Annotated in this window: 9 protein-coding genes; 5 read left to right on the forward strand and 4 right to left on the reverse strand. The window is 58.1% G+C overall.

The window, feature by feature from the left end; all coding sequences use genetic code 11:
• Positions 1 to 71: 71 nt before the first annotated feature.
• The gene (locus ACQKP1_RS13960; RefSeq protein WP_427275702.1) at positions 72 to 6,527 is read right to left on the reverse strand and encodes an SDR family NAD(P)-dependent oxidoreductase; all 6,456 of its coding nucleotides are present in this window, start codon (positions 6,525 to 6,527) and stop codon (positions 72 to 74) included.
• Between the two features lie 264 nt (positions 6,528 to 6,791).
• Here ACQKP1_RS13960 and ACQKP1_RS13965 point away from each other — a divergent pair, with 264 nt between their 5' ends.
• On the forward strand, positions 6,792 to 8,000 hold the full coding sequence (locus ACQKP1_RS13965) for a glycosyltransferase family 2 protein (protein ID WP_427275703.1): 1,209 nt from the start codon (positions 6,792 to 6,794) through the stop codon (positions 7,998 to 8,000).
• Positions 8,001 to 8,009: 9 nt separating this feature from the next.
• Here the strand turns inward: ACQKP1_RS13965 and ACQKP1_RS13970 are convergent, their stop codons facing one another.
• The 3 genes from ACQKP1_RS13970 to ACQKP1_RS13980 form a co-directional block, all read right to left on the reverse strand.
• On the reverse strand, positions 8,010 to 9,005 hold the full coding sequence (locus tag ACQKP1_RS13970) for a glycosyltransferase family 2 protein (RefSeq protein ID WP_427275704.1): 996 nt from the start codon (positions 9,003 to 9,005) through the stop codon (positions 8,010 to 8,012).
• On the reverse strand, positions 9,002 to 10,357 hold the full coding sequence (locus tag ACQKP1_RS13975; RefSeq protein ID WP_427275705.1) for an oligosaccharide flippase family protein: 1,356 nt from the start codon (positions 10,355 to 10,357) through the stop codon (positions 9,002 to 9,004). The genes ACQKP1_RS13970 and ACQKP1_RS13975 overlap by 4 nt, the downstream gene beginning before the upstream one ends.
• Positions 10,358 to 10,443: 86 nt before the next feature.
• Positions 10,444 to 11,652 (reverse strand): glycosyltransferase family 4 protein, encoded by a 1,209-nt coding sequence (locus ACQKP1_RS13980; RefSeq protein WP_427275706.1) that lies wholly within the window; start codon positions 11,650 to 11,652, stop codon positions 10,444 to 10,446.
• A 383-nt stretch (positions 11,653 to 12,035) separates the two neighbouring features.
• On the opposite strand from ACQKP1_RS13980, the gene ACQKP1_RS13985 reads away from it, so the two are divergent.
• The 4 genes from ACQKP1_RS13985 (at position 12,036) to ACQKP1_RS14000 (ending at position 19,766) form a co-directional block, all read left to right on the forward strand.
• On the forward strand, positions 12,036 to 16,670 hold the full coding sequence (locus ACQKP1_RS13985; RefSeq protein WP_427275707.1) for a MupA/Atu3671 family FMN-dependent luciferase-like monooxygenase: 4,635 nt from the start codon (positions 12,036 to 12,038) through the stop codon (positions 16,668 to 16,670).
• Between the two features lie 98 nt (positions 16,671 to 16,768).
• Positions 16,769 to 17,353 carry a 4'-phosphopantetheinyl transferase family protein gene (locus ACQKP1_RS13990; RefSeq protein ID WP_427275708.1) on the forward strand — a complete coding sequence of 195 codons (585 nt, stop codon included), beginning with the start codon at positions 16,769 to 16,771 and terminating at the stop codon, positions 17,351 to 17,353.
• Positions 17,350 to 18,645, forward strand: coding sequence for a glycosyltransferase (locus tag ACQKP1_RS13995; protein ID WP_427275709.1), 1,296 nt, complete (start codon positions 17,350 to 17,352; stop codon positions 18,643 to 18,645). Before ACQKP1_RS13990 ends, ACQKP1_RS13995 begins: the two co-directional genes overlap by 4 nt.
• A gap of 110 nt (positions 18,646 to 18,755) precedes the next feature.
• Positions 18,756 to 19,766: a hypothetical protein gene (locus ACQKP1_RS14000; protein WP_427275710.1), complete on the forward strand. Its 1,011-nt coding sequence runs from the start codon at positions 18,756 to 18,758 to the stop codon at positions 19,764 to 19,766.
• The last annotated feature ends 75 nt before the right edge of the window (positions 19,767 to 19,841 follow it).

Consider the following 19,841-nt stretch of genomic DNA (forward strand, 5'->3'; position numbering starts at 1 on the left):
GTCTCGGCTCTCCAAAGCAGAGGGAGGGGCGGCATGGCAGACGCCACCGACATATGCGGCACAATACTGTCCTATGCAGACTTGCGAGGTGCCTCACCGTCAGCCAAGCGAAGATGCTGGCGCATCTTGTCAGACATAACCCGGACATTCGGGTTCAGGACCATACTATCGTGGTCTCCCGGGACCTCGATCACGGTGAGGTGCGGGCAATACGCCGACCAGCCGTTGTCGTGCGACGCAATATTGCGCCCTTCTTGTAACTTCCGGCCGCCGGTGATGTGATAGAGGACTTTCAGTTTGGGCCGGAGCAACACGACCTCTCCGTCGTATGGCGCGATACGATAGCGTTCCAGCGCGCGCAGGAAGGCTTCGTGAACCCGCTCGTTGTGAAGTTCGAACGACTTTGGCTGTTGTGCCAAGGCGTCTAGTCTCGATTTCTGGTAGTTAGCCCAGCGACGCCGGCTGTTGATCCAGTTCGCGGCGAATTGCACTCGGTCACGCCGCATATCCTGCAGCTTCATCAGAAGGCGATCGAGCAGTGTCAGGCGCGTCTTTTCCGGAAGAGGCGTGTCGAGCATGAAAAGCTGCGCGACCGTTTCTCCAGCTTCCTGCAATTGAAGGGCCATCTCATACGCGACCAAGCCGCCGCCGGAGAAACCGCCAAGATAGTACGGACCCTGCGGCTGCACGCGTCGAATCTCGGCCAGGCAATCTCGTGCCGCTGCCTCGAACGTCTCATGTGGCTCCTGCCCCGCATAGAGGCCGCGCGCCTGCAGACAGTAAACCGGTCGCTCCTGCCCCAGCTGCATGGCGAGAGATCGAAGGTTCAGGACGTTGCCGAACATTCCCGCGCAAAGGAAGATCGGACGACGCCAGTTTTTCGGCCCGTCGCTCATCGCCACCAAGTGTGTCAGCTCGTCAGGGGGGCCATCAGCCCGTTCTTTTGATGATCCTTGCGTATTCGCCGGCATCTGCTCATCAATCAAGGCAGCACAGGCAGCAATTGTTGGCGCACGAAATAGGACTGAAATTGGCAATTCCATTCCGAAGTTTTGATGGATCATCCGGAACAGCCGCACTGCGATCAGCGAATGTCCACCAATATCAAAGAAGTTGTCATGGACGCCGACCCGCTCTACCCCGAGCAGTTCACTCCAGCATTGGGCAAGCCTCCGTTCGGTGTCGCTCTCTGGTGCAACATAGTCGGTATCCAAATCTGGTCTGTCGAAAAGCTGGACGCCCGCATGCTGCGATGCGTGACGGCGCCGCTCCGCCTTATCGATCAATGTTTCAAGTGTTATCGAAGAGACAATAGGCTGCGTCTTGCCAGACGCAAGTGCACGCTCCAGAACCTCAAACCCTTCGGAAGGCAGTATTCCTAGGCTCACCTGAAAGGCGAAGTCTGCACTCACTGCGGACGAAGCTCCATCTGACGCATTCCGCGTCTTTGCAGCCGCGATCTGCGCACCCTCCGCAAAGCCGGTGTCGGCAGCCAACCGCTTGACCATGAAGCGATCAACCTGCAGTAAAACCCGTCCATCAGGATCCGCTATCGTCACATCGAAGACCGCGTATCCCTGCTGCGTTTGGCCAACTTCTGCAAGGCTTACATGACTGCAAATCACGGCCGGCAGATCACCCAAGACGCGAATGCGTCCGTATGAGATCGGAGCCCAAAGTGTGTCGGACTTCTCATATTCGGCAACAAGCGCCATCGCATATCCGGTCGCAATGTCGAGTAGGGCCGGATGAAGGCGCCATCCCTCCACCAAATCCGTGAAGAACTCTCGCGGCAAAGAAAGCGTGGCGAGGGCCTCGGCCTTTCCCAGAGAGAGCTTTCGCAGAACAGCCCAACGCGGACCGAAGTTGACCCTGCCCTCCTGGGCTGAGACCAATGCCGTGCCATCCGGCGCTTCAATTGTCGAGATCCAACGGCCGTCAGAATGGTCGGCTATGAAAGAGGTTATCACCGGTCGCGCTTCGGTTCGCGGAACAACCCTAGCTTCTGCATAGAGCCTAAACCCGTCTTGGCCGCCGTCGCTACCATCTGGACCAGCAGTCACGAAAGCGCGCAGTCCGTTTTCCTGCGCCTCTATGCGGCAACGGACCCTCTTCGTCCCTCCATCGGCTATATCGAGCATACCCAGGAAGACCAGATCTTCAAAGTCGACCCCGGAACCGAATCCGTACTCTGCAGCAGCCTGCATCATGAGTTCGATGTATCCCGTCCCTGGCAGAATGGAGTGCCCGGAAACAAGGCGATGCTCGTTCCACAGCCAATGACTTTGGGGGCTGGCCACGAATTCAAGCCAGACGCTGCCGTCACTGTCTTCCACCCATCGCTCGAACAGGGCGCTCAGGGATACTTCATCGCTTCGCCCGCCGAGCGACTGTTGACTTGACCCAACCGCACGCGCTGCGATACCGACTTCGTTCCAGATACCCCAGTGGACGGCAACAGTTCGGCGACCCGCCGACGCCGCGCTCTCGGCATAGGCGTTCAAATAGGCGTTTGCCGCCACATAATCGACTTGGCCGGCCGGCGCGATATCGGTGCTGGTCGAAGAAAAAAGAATGAAGAGGTCGAGCGGCTCGTCTTTAAGGAGACGGTCCAATACGTCTGTCCCATACACTTTTGGCGCCATCACGCGCTCAATTTCGTCGAGCGACTTCAGCTGAATCAAATTGTCGTTCACGACGCCTGCCGTGTGCAGCACACCATGGAGCGCGCCGAACTTCTGCTTGCCATACGCAACAGCTGTCGCCATCTGTTCTGCATTGCACACATCCGCCTCGACATAGCAAATCTCGGCACCCAATGCGTCAAATTCCTGCAGCACCTTGATCGCTCGCGCTATCCGGTCATCGCCCCGATGCAGGCGGCGATAAAGCTGCCATTCACTCCGTTCTGGGAGCTTGGTACGTCCGACGAGGATAAGGCGCGCCTGATAGCGTTCAATCAGTTCTCGGGCGATGACAAGCGAAAGATCACCCAGCCCCCCCGTCAAAAGATAGACGCCACCTGAGCGGAATTGCGGTCTGGAACCTGCATCCAGCAGTGGCAATGGCATATGGCCCGCCTTGAAACGACGCCCCTGCCGATAAGCGATAACTTCGCTTACCGGTGACCCACACAGCTCTTCCCATAAGAGTGCCAGACTGTCAGTCGCGAAAGTATCCGCTCTGGAAGGCGATGCTCGGCCTGTAGGCCACCACCATGATTGACGCTCGGCTGCCGGGAGCTCGAGGTCGATCACGCGAACTGTGACTCCGTCAAGTTCCTTCGGCATGACAAGTGCCGGCCCGAAGACCGTTGCCTTGCTTGGATAAGGCAGGGTCTCGTCCCCGAGCCGCTGCATGCCATTTGCAACGACGGTTAGGTGAACACTCGAAACCTCGGCGTCACCCATTGCTTGGCCGAGATGCAAGAGGCTGTAGAAACCATGTTCCTGCGTTCTTTCGAAAAAGCTCGATCCGCGCCGATGAGTCTCATCGGTAGTCAAAAGCCAGAGATGGAGCACCTGACTTGGGAAGCCCGCTCCTTCGACAAGGCTGGATACCAACGCGTCATAACCGGCCCTGCCGTCCTCGGGACATAGCTGATAGGCCCGCGGGGAGATTTGCTCAAATCCATCGCCGACAGCCACGGTGACCACTTCGTGTCCGTCGTCGCGCAGGCGTGCCGCCAATCGCTCGCCCAACCCGGTTTCATCAAGGAAGATCAGCCAGGATGATGGTTCCAGTTCTGCATCGAGCGGCGTGTCGGAAGCGACTTGTCGCCAGCAGGGCCTGTATCCCCAGTCCCTCATGTCCGTATGGCGCTTAAGTTCTGCCGCATGGTCCTTTACCGCGACAGTCTCGTTTCGCTCTATGAAATAGCGCTGTTGCTGGAAGGCATAGGTGGGCAACGTAACGAGCCGGCCCCTGTTCTTGGCGTCCGGCTCCACCGGCTCAACCGGCAAGCCCAGGGCCCAGGCACGCCCAATAGCCGAAAGAAAATGAAGATGGTCGTCTGTCTCATGCTCGGGATGCGGAAGCGTATTGATGACCTGATTGGCCTCTATGCCCGGCTGCGCTTTTGCCAGCGTCGACAGCGAGCGACCAGGGCCTACTTCGATGTAAACCCGGGTGGAAACAGGAGCCAGTTCGGCCATGCCCTCGGCAAACAGGACAGTCGAGCGCAAATGCCGGACCCAATATAGCGGGTCCCGCGCATCGTCGTCAGACAAGTAGTTACCTGTCAGATTGGACAGGATCGGGACGGTTGGCGCACTCAAACGGATCCCGCGTAAAAACGCTTCGAAGCGCGGCAGGACAGCATCGAGCATCCGGGAATGCGCTGCGATGTTGATCGGAATTCGACTGCTGTCGACACCTTGTTCGGCCAATTGGCTCGCAAAGCGATCGAGGTCAGCATCCCGGCCCGATACAACACAGAGTTCAGGTGCGTTGACAGAAGCAAGGTCCAGTTCCGATGGCAGCAGCGATTGCAACTGGCCGGCGGAAAGCGGCACGCTGAGCATGCCACCAGGCTCGACATTATCAAAAAGCTCGCCACGCAAGCGAACGAGGTTGACCACATCGCGATAGGACATCACCCCCGCGACACATGCGGCAGCGTTTTCACCCATCGAGTGACCGATCATTGCAGATGGACGAAGTCCCCAATGCATCCAAAGGCGCGCGGTGGCAATTTCGGCAATCAGGATGGCAGGCAACTGCAGTGATGGCAGGAGAAATAGTTGCGCAGCGTCTGCCATCCTGTCTAAGCCGAACCAGGCCGCTCGGATTTCGGCGGCAGCCTTTTGAGGCAAATAGGAGAGACCTTCGTCAATCCACTCCTTGAAACGCCTCTCCCTAGAATAGAGGTTCCGTACCATTCCAACGTGCTGGGCGCCACCGCCCGGGAACATGAAGACCGCTTCGGCCGCCCCATCAATCACCGAGTGGGAGAAAATGCGCCTTTCATCACCCCCCCCCAAAACGGCAAGCGCATCGTCCCGTCCACGCACAGATATGACCCGGCGATGTTCAAAGTGCTTCCTGCCCCTGAACAGCGTATGAGCGGCGTCCAGAATGTTCAGATCGGCATCTGTCGCAAGCGCCTTCGCCATCCGCGCCACTTGCTCGTCCAGGGCTTTGCGGCTCTTGGCACTGAACACCAATACGTTTCCCATGTCGGCATCGACAAAGGGTTTCAGAGCGGCGCGCGGCGCTTCCTCAATGATCACATGGGCGTTTGTGCCGCCGACACCAAGGGAATTGACAGCTGCGCGTCGTGGGCCAACCACTGCCGGCCAGGGCGCAACTTGGCTGTTGACCAGAAACGGACTATTAGCGAAATCGATTGCGGGGTTTGGCTTCTCAAATCCCAATGTCGGCGGTATCTCTCCGTGCCGCACCGCAAGTGTCGCCTTGATAAGGCCCACGACGCCGGCTGCGGTATCGAGATGGCCTATGTTCGACTTGACTGAGCCCACATGGCAAAACCCCGTCCTGCCGGTACTTTGGCGAAAGGCTTCTGTCAGCGCCTGGATCTCGATGGGATCGCCAAGAGCGGTTCCTGTTCCATGACATTCCACATACTGGATTGTCTCAGCATCAATGCCGCCTAATCCTTGCGCTTCAATTATGGCTTCCGCCTGCCCCGTCACGCTTGGCGCCAAATAGCCGGCCTTGGTTGCTCCATCATTATTGACCGCCGACGCCTTAATTACGCCGTGAATGATGTCGCCATCAGCCATCGCATCCGCCAGGCGACGCAATACCACGACCCCAGCTCCACTACCAAAGACCGTTCCAGCGGCGCGATGATCGAAGGGGCGACAATGTCCGTCTGGCGACAGTATTTCCCCCTCCTGGAAGACGTATCCCCGGCGATGCGGCAGTTCGATTGTCGAACCGCCTGCTAGGGCCATGTCGCATTCCCCATTCAGGAGGCTCTGACAAGCATAATGCACGGCAACCAGCGATGTCGAACAGGCCGTCTGCACATTGACGCTTGGCCCCCTGAGATCAAATGAGAAGGAGGCCCGGGTCGCGAGAAAGTCCTTGTCGTTCCCAGTATGCCGCAGCAGGAACATACCGGTCTCCTCGACCAGTTGCGGGTTGCTGCAAATATTGAAATAGAAATAGCTTCCCATGCCGCAGCCGGCGAACACACCAATGGGCCCTGCCAGCGTGTTGGGGGTGCGCCCGGCCGCCTCCATAGCTTCCCAGGCACACTCAAGAAACTTGCGGTGCTGCGGATCCATGACCGCGGCCTCCTTCGGGCTTAACCCGAAGAATTCAGCGTCGAACAATTCCATGTCCGCGACATCGGCAGTGCGCGCGACATAGTTCGGATGCTGAAGCCGCGCCGCCGATTCACCGGCTGCCAGAGCCTCCTCGTCCGGAACCGACCGGATGGATTCCACGCCAGCCTTCAGGTTGCGCCAGAATTGGTCGGTTGTCGCGGCACCAGGCACGCGAAGTGCCATTCCAACAATTGCAACGTCGCTCGGCGACACATCAGTCTGTTCTTGCATTTTTCAAGCGCTTCTCAAAAATCCGAAAAATGGTAAACCTGCATTAAGCCGTAGCGAAAGAATGAAACCCAGGTCGTTGGATGAAAGCACGGGAACATTAACAGGCTTCTACTTAAGCAAGGAGTCAAATGTGAATTGACCTTGGCCGAAACGCAACATAGGTTGAACATGTTTTTTGGCATGGACTAAAATTGGTAGTATTTGTCTTCGAGAGCCTTCGTGATTGGCAGAGCCAACGGGATAAGGCCTTGCGAGGAGCTGAAATTGGCTTTTAGTGAACATGTCATAACGTGGCCACTCCTCGTTATGAACATTGGCGCGTTGGTTCTGGTGCTTATGTATGCTGCCCAGCTCTTGGCGTCACTTTTGCCACAGCATGAAAACACATCGTTAGAGCCGACTCCTGCGGGACCGGTGGCAATTCTCGTACCCGCCCACGACGAGGAGGTGGGAATCGGTGCTACGCTTTCGGCGATGCGCCAAGCAATGGCCTCGACTGACAGGCTTCTGGTTGTTGCCGACAATTGCACCGACAGAACCGCGAGCGTCGCGCGCGCCGCGGGGGCCGAGGTGATAGAGCGGCATGATGCATTACTGCGGGGAAAAGGCTATGCTCTCGACGCCGGCATCCGGCATCTCGCACTGTCCCCCCCGGCCATAGTCATTATGGTTGATGCTGATTGCTTTCCCGAGCCGGACGCCTTTAGCTGGCTTGCGGCAACGGCATCCAAGAGCGGGCGGCCAACGCAATCGCTCTATCTGATGACATCTCCCGCCGGCGGGCCGTTGAGTACAAAGGTTAGCGAATTCGCCTTCACTCTCAAGAACAGGGTGAGACAGCGAGGCCTGCATAGGCTTGGCCTGCCCTGTCACCTGACCGGCAGCGGAATGGCTTTCCCGTGGGCGACAATCAGCACGCTCGACCTTGCCGACGGACATCTTGCGGAAGACATGAAGATGGGCCTGAAACTCGCTCTTGCAGGTCACCCACCCCTGTTTTGTGAACGCGCTGTTGTTCTCAGTGCATTTCCTGAAACGACCACAGGGCTTGATACACAGCGTGGACGCTGGATCCAGGGCCATATCTCTTTGATTTCGTCAGCCTTGCGCGCTATTCCGACAGCACTTTATCAGGGAAGGCTGGCTGCAGCCCTTTCGGCTGTGGCGACGGCCATTCCGCCATTGACCATATTTGTTCTCATGCTCGGCCTGCTCTTTGCCATCAGTCTGATCGCCAGCCTCCTGGCCGAAGGGGCTTTAGCGGCAGTGCTTATTGCCGCGTTCAATCTGACCGTAGCGCTTGCGATGACGCTCATCGCGTGGGTGAAGTTCGGTCAGGAGATACTCCCCCCTCGCGCCGCCATGCGGGCGGCCTGGCTAATCCTGGCGAGACTGGCGTCTGCGCCACGTAGTCTCGCCCGCTTGAGAACGTCGTCCTGGATACGGACAGATCGCAGCCGTAGCGGCGACTGACGTCTCTGTCTACTTGTACTCGATTATGGCCTTCCGCCGCTTGAAAAACACACCCGTGGCATAATGTGCGACACCCTTTGCTTCAGCAAATTTACCCAGCACCATAAGGCTTGCGCGTTTATAACTTGTGCGTTCTGTCATCCCGGTTCGCTGAACCAAGCGGAGGATCTGGACGGGGTAAAGCAGTAGAAGCAGAAACAGGCCGGAGTGGATCACGCCGCCGATCAGTGCCAGCGCTGGTATACAAGCACCCCATACCACGGAGCGCTGCAAATTGGTGGACCAGATCCGTTTCGTGGACTTTCTGTGCAGCATAGAGATTTCCGCATAGGCATGCCCTGCCCGAACCGAGCGTTTGAACCACTGATGGAAGTGTCTGATATTGACATCGTGCAGGGTCATTTCCGCATCGATCCGCCAGATCGTCCAGCCTCGCTCGCGCATCCTGAGGCACATTTCAGGCTCTTCACCCGCGATCAATTTCGAGGCGTAACCACCGACTTCGAGAAAGGCTGTGCATCTAACAAGGCAATCGCCCCCGCAAGCCTCCGCCTCGCCGACCGGTGTGTTCCACTCTTCGTCGCAAAGCAGATTGTAAATTGACGCCTCCGGAAACATTTCACGCCGGCGCCCGCAAACCACTGCAAGTCCGGCGTTGGCGACCATATAGGCACGCGCTGTTTCCACCCAATTATTGGCAAGTTGGCAGTCGCCGTCGAGGAATTGAACGAAAGCAAGGTTTGGCACCGATTTCACCAGGGCCTCGAAACCGGCATTGCGCGCGCGTGCAGCCGTGAATGGTTGGTCGCAAGGCAGTATGACCACGGTCAGACCCATCTGCTTCGCTGCTTCGACGCTGCCATCGGTGGAACCGGAATCCACATACACCCCTCTCGAGGCAAGGCCTCCCAAGGATGCAAGGCAGCCAAGGAGACGAGCGCCCTCGTTGCGCCCAATCAAGACGACGCCGACATCGTTCAGGCCCGGGTCTGGAATGGCCGTCATAGTCTGCTCCATGCCGGCAGCGAGACGGCCTCGAAGGGCGTTCCGTAGCCGATTTCAAAACGTAGAAGCAGAAACAGTGCAAGCGCTGAGAAAAAGACCAAGTGGAGCAGGAGGTCTTGCCGAACAAAGGATAGGCCTTCCGCAAATTGTCCGCGAAGCACCGGAAAGTAGCGCAGAATTTCTCCGGCTATGATGGCGAGTATCGCACCTGGAAGACCCAGGTAGTGTATCCCGACAGGAGTAAGAGACACGAGGGCAAGAAGCTTGACGATGTTGCCTGCCACGCCATAGGCGGGCTTGCCGAGCCCCATCATCGTGTATTCGTTGACGGTGCACAAAATTGCGAACCAGGACGCGATCAGGAGCAAGGCGAGCATCCAGCCCGCTTCGCCATAGCGTGCATCATAGATAATCCCGACCGCTATATCGGACAGGACGACGGTCAGCGCCAAGCCGACGGCCACAACAAGCAGAAGCTTGAGGCGCATTGGTCCGACTTGCCGTCGCATAGTCGCGCGGACTTCTCCAGAATTGGCTGAGATCAAGGGGAATACGAGTTGAAAGCTGACCCTTGCCACCAGGGTCGCGGGAAGCTCAGAAATCGTCCTTGCAATCGCATAGATACCAAACACGGCAAGCGGCACGGACTGCGCCAGGAAAAGCTTGTCGAAGCTGTTGGCGAGAAAGACTAGCATCGACGACAGGAAGATCCACTTCCCAAACGAGAGGATCTCACGAACATAGGGTCCCTCCCAGGCAAACCAGTTGCGGGCACCCGGCAGCAGATAACTTGTCGCAGCCCGGAAGAGGGCCGCGACAACGCTGGCGACCATGATCGACCAGACCGTCGGGCTGAGATAGGCAAAACCGAGCACAAGGACGATCGAGGCAATATCGCAGACGAGATCGAAGATGTTCATTTTCTTCAGCTGCATATGCCGTTGCATATAGTAGTGAACCGTCGAAGCGGAACCGAGTACCATGATAGTGAGGGCACCCAATTGCAGGATGCCAGGCGGGACATCATAAAATGCACCAAGCGGAAAGGAGGCGAGCAAGAGCAGCGTGCAAAGAAGGAAACTGCGCAGAACCTGCAGCGTCCAGGCCGTATAGCGAAACCGCACATTATCGGCGTTCTCGTTGCGCACGACAGATTGGCCGATCCCGACATCGGTCAGGAGTTCCATCCCGATCTTCAAAGTGGTGACGATCATGACCATCCCGAAGACATCTGGTGCGACGAGCCGGGTCAAGACGACATTGGAGCCGAAGCGGAGCACCACAGTCAACGCATAGGTTCCCACGGTCCAAAGGGCGCCGTTGAAAATCCGCTTCTCTGAAATGGACGACATCAGTTTACTTTCGTGGGCCGGACCATCCGGGCGAGACGGACTGGGGGAGTATACGTTTCCGCGCAATGGAGGGTGGCATCAGGAGATCAGTGTGCGACAGCTTCAATATTTCGGCAAAGCGCCTCTGCGAGATCGCGAATATCATGCAATCGCGCGACTCGCTGTTGGCCGGCAAGCCCCATTATGTCCAGATCTTGCGGCGTGGCGAGAAGGGCTGCCCGCAAGGCCGCGACAAGTTCATCGTGATCTCCGGGCGACACCAGCCAGCCGCAACTGGCGTCGACCAACTCGGGAATGGCGGTGATCCTGGTTGTGACGACGGGGCGCGCCAGTGCCAAAGCCTCCATCAGGACAATCGGCAAGCCTTCATGGTAACTGGGAAGCAGAAGCGCACGGCTTTCGCAAATCAGACGCTTTACCTGCGCATTTGCTGCCCAACCTTTAAAGACAATCCTGTCCCCTTCCAGGCCATGGCGTTCAGCTTCCGCCTCAATCTCTGAGCGGCTTTCACCGTCTCCGACCAAAATTACCCGCAGATCAGGAAACTCGTCACGAAGTGCTGCCACGGCCGCCGGGATGTGGACCTGCCCCTTTTGCGGACAAAGCCGACCAACACAGACGAAGGTGTGATTGTTTGATGCCACCGGCGCGCATGGCTGGAATTCATCAAGCTCAAGACCGCATCGGGCGATCGCGATCTTCTCGTGATCATCCGCAGACAGACATCGATCGACCAAAAGTTTGCGGCAATAGTCGGAGATGGCTATGACGAAAGCTGCATGCTGGATCTTCAGTCCAAAATTCGCTGCGGTCTCATTGAAAAATTCGTCTGGGCCGTGGGCGGTAAAGCTGTACCGGGGGCCACCCATCAGATGAGACAGCATCACCACGGTCGTCGCGTTGGTCCCATAATGTGCATGAAAATGGTCGATATCGGCGAGACGCGCTTTCTGGCGCAGGTCTGCCGCCTGCATCAGATAGGCAGCGTGTCGCACGACCCCCGCCTTTCCGTGCCTGAAGAGCTTTATGGACGCGACCAGCGCACGCCCCACCCCGCGCGGATTGCCAAGCAGTTCCCGTGCGAAGGAGGTAAGCAGTGTCATGCCGCTGCCCTGCAGCAGGTAGGCCGTTTTCGAAGCTTCTGCGAGGTCCCGTTCATCGACGAGAGCATTTGTGAACCTTCGCGCAGCAAACCGGACAACGACCTGCCCGCGCGCCTCGAGCGCCTCAATCTCGCGTCTGATAAATGTAGCACTCGGTACGGGATAGGTGTTGAGGAAATAACCGATCTTCATCACAGTCCCCACCCGAGCAAATACATCGCAAAACTGACCATCCCGACTGTCCCTGACCGAGTGAGTACACGCAGGCTACAGCAAAAACATTGCTGCTTTGATATGCGCGTAGCAAGACTGCGTCCATGAGGACTGCCACCACCGGAAACTTCTAAACAAAAGTACATAGCAGATAATTAAACCGCACAGGTTCCACGCGCACACAAAAGTCGCAGACTGGCAGTTAACAATTGATTTAGCAGGTTTTTTCAGCCAATTTAAGGATAGGTGGTCTATATTCAACGTAACCGTCATCTCATGCGCTGACTATGTTGGATCTCCCGTTCCGACCGGCGCGTATAGGCTCATTTGCGCCGCTGACAAAGTGTTGGAGTAAGTCTTGGATGTTTAAGTGCCTATTGATCGGCAATGAATCCCTCCTGGTCCAATGCGGACAGCTCATTCTCGATCGCGGGAACGTGATCGCCGCAATTGTCACCTCCAACAATGCGGTCAGAAGCTGGGCCGGCCGAAACAGCATCCCGACGGTGGAGTGGGGGGCCAGTCTTGAGCATGCGGTAGAGACGATCGATTATGATTATCTCTTCAGTATCGCAAACCTTCGCATCATCCCTTCGCCGGTGTTGCGCAAAGCCCGGTTCGGGGCGATCAATTTCCATGACGGCCCCCTGCCCCGGTTTGCCGGCCTCAACGTACCGGCCTGGGCCGTTATGCAAGGTGAGACCCGCTTCGGCGTCACATGGCACGAGATCACCGATGGCGTTGACGAAGGCTGCATTCATGTGCAGGCCGATTTCGACATAAGCGCCGACGACACGAGCCTGAGCCTCAACACCAAGTGCTTTGCTGCCGGCATTGATTCCTTCGCGACCCTGCTTGACGCGATCGCTAAATCCTCTCTGCCGCGGGTCGCTCAGGACCTGTCGCTTCGCAATTACTACGCGAAGACCAAACGGCCGGATGCGGCGGGTACTCTTCTTTTCGATCGGCCAGCCGAGCAACTCTTTCGCCTTTTTCGCGGCTTGAATTTTGGATCGGGCTACGCCAATCGCCTCGTCTGCCCGAAGCTACGGCTCAAGGACGGCGTATTCATCGTTCGCAGCCTTACAGTGCGTGACACAGCCGAGGGTTTCGCAGAGCCCGGCATTGTTCTCGCGGTTGAGGCAGAAGGCGTGGTCGTTGCCACCGGGCGCGGCAGCGTGCTGCTTGAGGCCGTAAAGCAGGATCGGCACACGGAAACGAAGCTCCGCGACTGCGTGCGTCCGGGTGACCGCCTACCGCTTCTTTCCGAAGGTGAGATCGACGCGCTGACGTCGGCCGTTGGCGATCTGGTCAGACATGAAGATCATTTCATCCACAGATTGAGGTCGGTGGAAGACGTCAAGCTGGTCGACGTCGCGGACCGGTCGGTCGGCGAAACGCGCTTCACGACAATTGGGCTGGAGTTTCCGGTCCACCTGCCTCGTGACAGGCGCATTGCGGCGATTGTCGCATTCCTGGCGCGGCTGTCGACACAGGACGGGTTCGACATCGCGTATGCCGGTCCAAAGACCCAAGACCTGGCCAGCCGTTTCCCGGGCTATTTCGCAGAGGCCGTACCGCTCCGCCTCCATGTGGACGCCGCCGACACTGCAGCAACGCTTACGGTCGCAATTGGCGAGAACATTGCAAGCCTGCGCGAGCGCGGAAGCCATCTTGCAGACCTCATTTGGCGACACCCCGATGTGGCGCAGCCGCATTACAGTGTCGGGCTCATCGATGGAAGACCGCCGATCGACGGCCAGGGCCTGGCAGGTTGCGCGTTGACCTTCGTCATCGATGAGGCAGATGCTGGCATCTGCATGATTGTCGATGAGGCTCGCCTCGCATCCCATGTGGCCACTCAATATGCGCGACGCATAGAGATACTCGCCGCAGCGTTTACGACCGACGACGCTTTGGTCGCGGAAATGCCGCTCATGACGGATATCGAACTGGACATGGTCCAGAATGGCTGTCACGACAGCGCAAGGCCCTTCGATCCGACAGCGTGTATGCACATGCTGATCGAACAGCAGGCCGCAACAACGCCTGATGCGATTGCGATCGCATGGCGGGACGAGCAGATCAGCTACCGGGACATGGACGAGCGCGCCAACCGCATTGCCCAGACGCTCATTTCAATGGGGGTCGGTCCCGACACCATGGTCGGGCTCAATATCCCACGCTGCACCAATCTTCCGGTGGCAGCTCTGGCCATTCAGAAGGCAGGCGGCGCCTATCTGCCGCTGGATCCGAACTTTCCGACGGATCGACTGTCCTACATGGTCAAGGATAGCCGTCTGGAGATCATTCTTTCCAGTCGCATGACGGCTGCTGCCCTTCATGAGCCGGGCACGCGCACCGTCTTCATTGAGGACATTCTTGCGGCAAATCTCTCAGCCGCCAAGCCAGAGGTGCAGGTCTCAGGTGAAAACCTCGCTTACGTGATTTACACTTCGGGTTCGACGGGGCGGCCGAAGGGCGTGATGGTGGAGCATCGAAACGTCACCAATTTCTTCGTCGGCATGGACGAACGCATCACTTATGATCGCGATCTGCAGCCGGTCTGGCTCGCTGTCACGAGCCTTTCCTTTGACATTTCGGTCCTGGAGTTATTCTGGACACTCGCACGTGGTTTCAAGGTCGTCATTCACTCCTCACAACCAAAAGTTGGCAAGAGCAAGGTCAGGGAAGGTCGCCCGCCGGGCTCCAGGCCGATGGACTTCGGCCTCTTCTACTGGGGCAATGATGACGGTGCCGGACCTGCCAAATATCACCTGCTTCTGGAAGGTGCCAAATTTGCTGACGACAATGGCTTTCAGTCCATCTGGACGCCGGAACGGCACTTCCACGCCTTTGGCGGCCCCTATCCCAACCCGGCGGTGACCGGAGCCGCCGTCGCCGCTATCACACGGAACCTGTCGATCAGAGCGGGTAGTTGCGTCCTGCCGCTCCACCATCCGATCCGGATTGCCGAAGAATGGGCCGTGATCGACAATCTGAGCAACGGAAGGGTAGCCCTCGCCTTTGCCTCGGGATGGATGCCTGAAGACTTCGTGCTTCGTCCGGAGAATGCGCCGCCAAACAACAAAATGGCGCTGATGCAAGGGATCGAAACCGTCCGCCGACTGTGGCGAGGCGAACAAATGGACTTCGATTTCGGTCACGGAATGGCCGGTGTTATCACCCAGCCGCGACCACTTCAGCCGGAGCTTCCCGTATGGCTGACGACGGCTGGTAATCCCGAGACGTATCGCGAAGCCGCTCGTGCCGGCACCCATGTCCTCACTCACCTGCTGGGCCAATCGATCGACGAGCTGGCCTTGAAGATCAGGATCTACCGCGAAACCCTGGTCGAATGCGGCCGCTCCCCGAGCGACTTCAAGGTGACACTGATGCTCCACACACTTCTCGGCGACAACCGGGAGGATGTCAGGGAGGCAGCCCGGGGGCCGATGAAGGCCTATCTTCAGAGCGCAGCCGCATTGATCAAGCAGTATGCCTGGGCTTTCCCGGCCTTCAAGAAGCCGGCAGGTGCCACAGCCGCCCACGACATCGATCTTCAGTCACTGGATGCCGCTGAACTGGATAGCATTCTCGAGTTCGCGTTTCTTCGCTACTTCGAAGACAGTGGCCTGTTCGGCACGATCGATGACGCAATGGCCCGCATCCGGCAACTCGAAGACATCGGTGTCGACGAAATTGCCTGCCTGATCGATTTCGGCGTCCCCTCGGCGCTTGTCCTTGAGCGCCTTGAGCCTCTGGCCAAGGCCGTGGCGCAGGCGCGTGTAGATCGGCCCGAAGCTGAGATCGAAAGCGATGCCGGCAGTTTCCACGAAGATGTGCGTCGCCATGGTATCACGCATCTTCAATGTACGCCTTCGATGATCCGCATGTTTCTGGTCAACGAGGCCGACAGGGCGGCTTTTTCCAAAATAGCTCATCTCTTTGTTGGCGGAGAGGCCTTGACCAGGTCGCTTCTGCAAGAGATCAGGGCCGTGAGCGATGCCAGCGTGGAGAATATGTACGGTCCAACGGAGACGACGATCTGGTCTTCGACGATGCCTGCTGACATGTCGGAAAGCGTTGTTCCACTCGGTCTTCCGATCGCCAATACCCAGCTTTACGTGCTCGATCCCGCCGGACGGCTGACGGCTCCCGGCCAGCCTGGCGAACTTTACATCGGCGGGGACGGGGTGACACGGGGATATCTGCACCGCGAGGATCTGACACGCGAGCGCTTCCTGCCCAACCCGTTTGCACCTGGCCGCATATACCGGACCGGCGATCTGGTCTGTCGTTCCCAGAACGGGACGCTGCGGTTCCTCGGCCGTACCGATCATCAGGTCAAGGTGCGCGGCTACCGTATTGAACTTGGCGAGATCGAAACAGTGCTATCGGCCTATCCAGGCGTCGCCGAAGCTGTTGTGGTCGCGCGGGAGGATCGGGCTGACGATGTCAGGATCGTCGCTTACCTTCGCATGAACCAGTCGCTGCTTGACGAGGAGATCCTGCGTCGACATCTATCCGATATCCTGCCTGACTATATGGTCCCCGCCCATTTCGTGGTTCTTCATGCTTTTCCAATGACACCGAATGCCAAGGTGGACCGCAAGGCGCTCCCGAAGCCGGAAGCGACGACGAAACCTGTGGCAAACGAGATCTTCGTCGCGCCGGAGAACACGCTGGAACGGGATCTTGCCGAAGCCTACCGACGCACACTGGGCCTTGATCGCGTCGGACTGAACGACAACTTCTTCGCGATCGGCGGCCATTCGCTTCTCGCCGTGCAACTGCATCGCGATCTCAAAGCAAGCATCGCGCCTGAACTGACGATCACGGACGTGTTTCGCTTTCCAACGGTTGGAACCCTGGCGGCGCATCTTTTCGATCGGGGGAAAGCGGACGAACGGCTGAGCCAGGTCGCGGACAGGGCGGCGACGCGACGCGCGGCATTGGGTGACAGACGCGCGGCGCTCAGCCGACCCAGGACATGATGGCTGCGAATGACATTTTGGAGGATTTTCTCGGTCCAGGGGTGGCGCTGGCTTGCACAGATCCACGGCTCGCATGTGTCGAGGCACACCCGCAGGAGATGAAATATGTTCAACAGGCTGTAGAACGCCGCAAGCGCGAGTTTCACGCCGCTCGCGCTTGTGCACGGCTGGCAATGGAGCTTCTGGGGGAGCTGCCGGTTGCGATACCGGCAGCACCGGACCGATCACCCGTCTGGCCGGCACATTTGATCGGAAGCATCAGCCATTGCGCGACCTTCTGCTTGGCTGCGGTCGCTCGCAAGGGCGAAAGACACGGTGCCATCGGCGTGGATGTCGAACCGGCCGAAGATCTGCCATCCGAACTTCTCGATGCCATCTGCTCGCCAGGCGAAAAGGCGGCACTGGATGACAAATTGCCTGAAGAGCGGCTTCTTTTGGCACGTATCCTCTTCAGCGCCAAGGAAGCTGTCTACAAATGCCAGTATCCCCTGACGGGGACCATTCTCGATTTCCAGGATCTGGAGGTCACCTTCGCCGAGACCTGTTTTCAGGCGAAGTTGCAACGCCCTGTCGGCATGTTCGGCAAGGGTTCGATCTTCGAAGGGCGGGTCGCATTCGCCCATGGCTGCATCGTCACCGGCGTCACTGTTCCGGTTGCCCGGCTAGGGAGCTTGACTGCATGAATATTGCCACAGAAGGCCACGCCCTGGAGACTACCTCGCACTTGCACCAATGCGCATCCGAGACACTCCAGCAAGGAAGCGTCCTGCTGGTAACGGCCGTGCGATTGAAAGCTGGGCCCCGCGGGCTGCAAATTGATGACCAGACTTATGCGGGCCTTGCACGCTATGCGGAGAATTTCCGGTGGGTAAAGTTTGCCGGGATCGCACTCAACAGGGAGAAGGAGGAGGAGACATCCGTCACATGGCTGGATGTCACTGATCACCCCCAAGCGGACCGTATCGAGTTCATCGCATTACCTCACGCCTACCGGATCAACAGCTTTCTTCGAAGCTACAAGCGCACCCGCACTGTCTTGGGTGAGCATATTCGTCAGGTCGACCATCTCTGCTTCACCCTTGGCTATCTTTTCGGGGACTGGGGAGCGGTTGCCGCACTTGAAGCTAACGCTCAGGGCCGCAAGTTCGCAGTCTGGTTCGATAGGGTGGAGCACGACGTGATCGCCCGCACACTGCCGACGCTCAGTTTCCGCCGTCGGATCAAAGAGCGGGCGACACTTCCGATCATGAAGCGATATCATCGCTACCTGATCGGCCGCAGCGCTCTGGGGCTGTTCCAGGGACGGGACACGTTCAACGCCTACGAGAAAGCCTCTTCTAATCCGGTCTGCATGTATGACGTGCACACGGATGAAGAGGACAAAATCAGCGAGGAAGATCTGCTGATCAAAACGGCGCGGGTGATGTCCGGAGCACCACTGCGCATCCTCTACGCAGGCAGGGCAGTGGAGATGAAGGGGCCTGAAGACTGGATTTCCAGCCTTGCTGAGGCGGCCGCGCAAGGGGTCGAATTTGAGGCCCGCTGGCTCGGAGACGGACCGCTGATTGCGCGCATGCAGGAGGCGCTGGGCAAAAAAAACCTGACGGATCGGGTGAAGCTGATGGGGCACGTCTCTGACCGCGAGACCGTATTGCAGGCAATGCGGGAGAGTGATGTCTTGTTGTTCTGCCACAAGACCCCGGAATCCCCACGCTGCCTGATCGAATCTCTGGTCAGCGGTTGCCCGATCGTCGGCTATTCCTCGCCCTACCCGCAAGATCTGCTCTCGCTCCACGGCGGCGGGGCGCTGACGCCGCTCAACAATCCCGCAGAGCTTGGACAGAAAATCGCCGAACTCCATCAAAACCGGCAAGCGCTTGCAAAACACATCCAAAACGCCGCTCTGTCGGGAACGCGCTTCGATGAAGCCACACTCTATCGCCGGCGTGCGGAACTGCTAAAGGCATTTACATGACACGACCTCGCGCCGTCCCGATTCTTGCATGCGCCGTCATTATCGGGATCGGGATCGGGATCGCTTTGACGTCCACAGGACGAATTTCACATAACGAAAGGGACAGTCGCGTGGACGTGTCTTTACCCGATCCGCAGGAGATGATCGGCAAACGCCGGATCTTCGTTTCCGGCCACAGTCTAACTGCACGCCCCATGCCGGATTTCCTCCAGGAAATCACTGCAGTCTCCGGCCTGGCAATCTCCTGGGACGGGCAGCACGCTGACGGCTCCTCGATCAAGGACCGCTCCTTCGGTCAGGACCCCTCTCGCCCGTGGACAGGCTTTGAACGTGGACAGAGTGCCAGCGGCAATGCCGCGAATGTCCTGGCGACGCTGAAAAAGGGAGCGGTTGATGACAAGCCGTACGATGTCCTGCTGATCACAGAACAGCATGGCCTGCTGGACGCCCTTCTCTGGCAAGATACAAAAAGATATCTGCGTGCCTATCGAGACCGTTTCATCAGCTTCAGCCCGCAGGCGGAAATTCTGTTCTTCACCCCCTGGATCAGCCTCTCCGACAAAAATGACCTTTCGGACTGGATTACCTATGAGCGTGCAGCTTGGCCTGTCTGGCGGTGCGCCGTCGCCGATGTCAATCAGGGCCTTAAGGGTGTAGAAGGCAGCCGACCGATAGGGATGATTCCGGCATCCCTTGCGCTTGCAGCCTTGCTGGAAAATCTCCAGCAAAACCCGGATCAGCCGGGATTTGAAAGGCTGAAAGGACGCCACCTCACGGATGCCTTCTTTTCTGACACTGTGCATCTGACGCCATTAGGATCTTATTTCGTGGCCGCCCTGACTGCGAGCGCACTTTACGGCGATTTGCCAGCTAAGGATTATCCACGCAGCATCCCGGCTGAACAGGCAATGACATTGCAACGCTTTGCAGCGAACTTCATTGCCGCAAACCGCCGTTCTGGGCCGACCTTCGGAGTAGAATGCAGTAAAACAGTCGGCTGGGCTTTCGTCGCCCATTACACTGGCTACGTTGAAAAGGCCTATCATCGTGAAGAAATGGGCTATGTTCGCGCAAAGCTTCGGCGTGTGCGTAATCTGCTGCGCTTCGCGCTCGCCGTCTAACCCGAAGTCGGTTCGGCTCTGACACACGGGCACGAAAGCCGAGCGCCGATCGATCAATAATGGAAACCGGCCGCT

The organism is Allorhizobium sp. NPDC080224, from assembly GCF_050281005.1.
Classification (GTDB): domain Bacteria; phylum Pseudomonadota; class Alphaproteobacteria; order Rhizobiales; family Rhizobiaceae; genus Allorhizobium.

Excerpts from the sequence above, each read along its gene's own strand:
- ACQKP1_RS13970 (WP_427275704.1), bottom strand. The coding sequence starts at position 9,005 with ATGACGGCCATTCCAGACCCGGGCCTGAACGATGTCGGCGTCGTCTTG.
- ACQKP1_RS13960 (WP_427275702.1), bottom strand. The coding sequence starts at position 6,527 with ATGCAAGAACAGACTGATGTGTCGCCGAGCGACGTTGCAATTGTTGGA.
- ACQKP1_RS13985 (WP_427275707.1), top strand. The coding sequence starts at position 12,036 with ATGTTTAAGTGCCTATTGATCGGCAATGAATCCCTCCTGGTCCAATGC.
- ACQKP1_RS13995 (WP_427275709.1), top strand. The coding sequence starts at position 17,350 with ATGAATATTGCCACAGAAGGCCACGCCCTGGAGACTACCTCGCACTTG.
- ACQKP1_RS13980 (WP_427275706.1), bottom strand. The coding sequence starts at position 11,652 with ATGAAGATCGGTTATTTCCTCAACACCTATCCCGTACCGAGTGCTACA.
- ACQKP1_RS13990 (WP_427275708.1), top strand. The coding sequence starts at position 16,769 with ATGAAATATGTTCAACAGGCTGTAGAACGCCGCAAGCGCGAGTTTCAC.
- ACQKP1_RS13975 (WP_427275705.1), bottom strand. The coding sequence starts at position 10,357 with ATGTCGTCCATTTCAGAGAAGCGGATTTTCAACGGCGCCCTTTGGACC.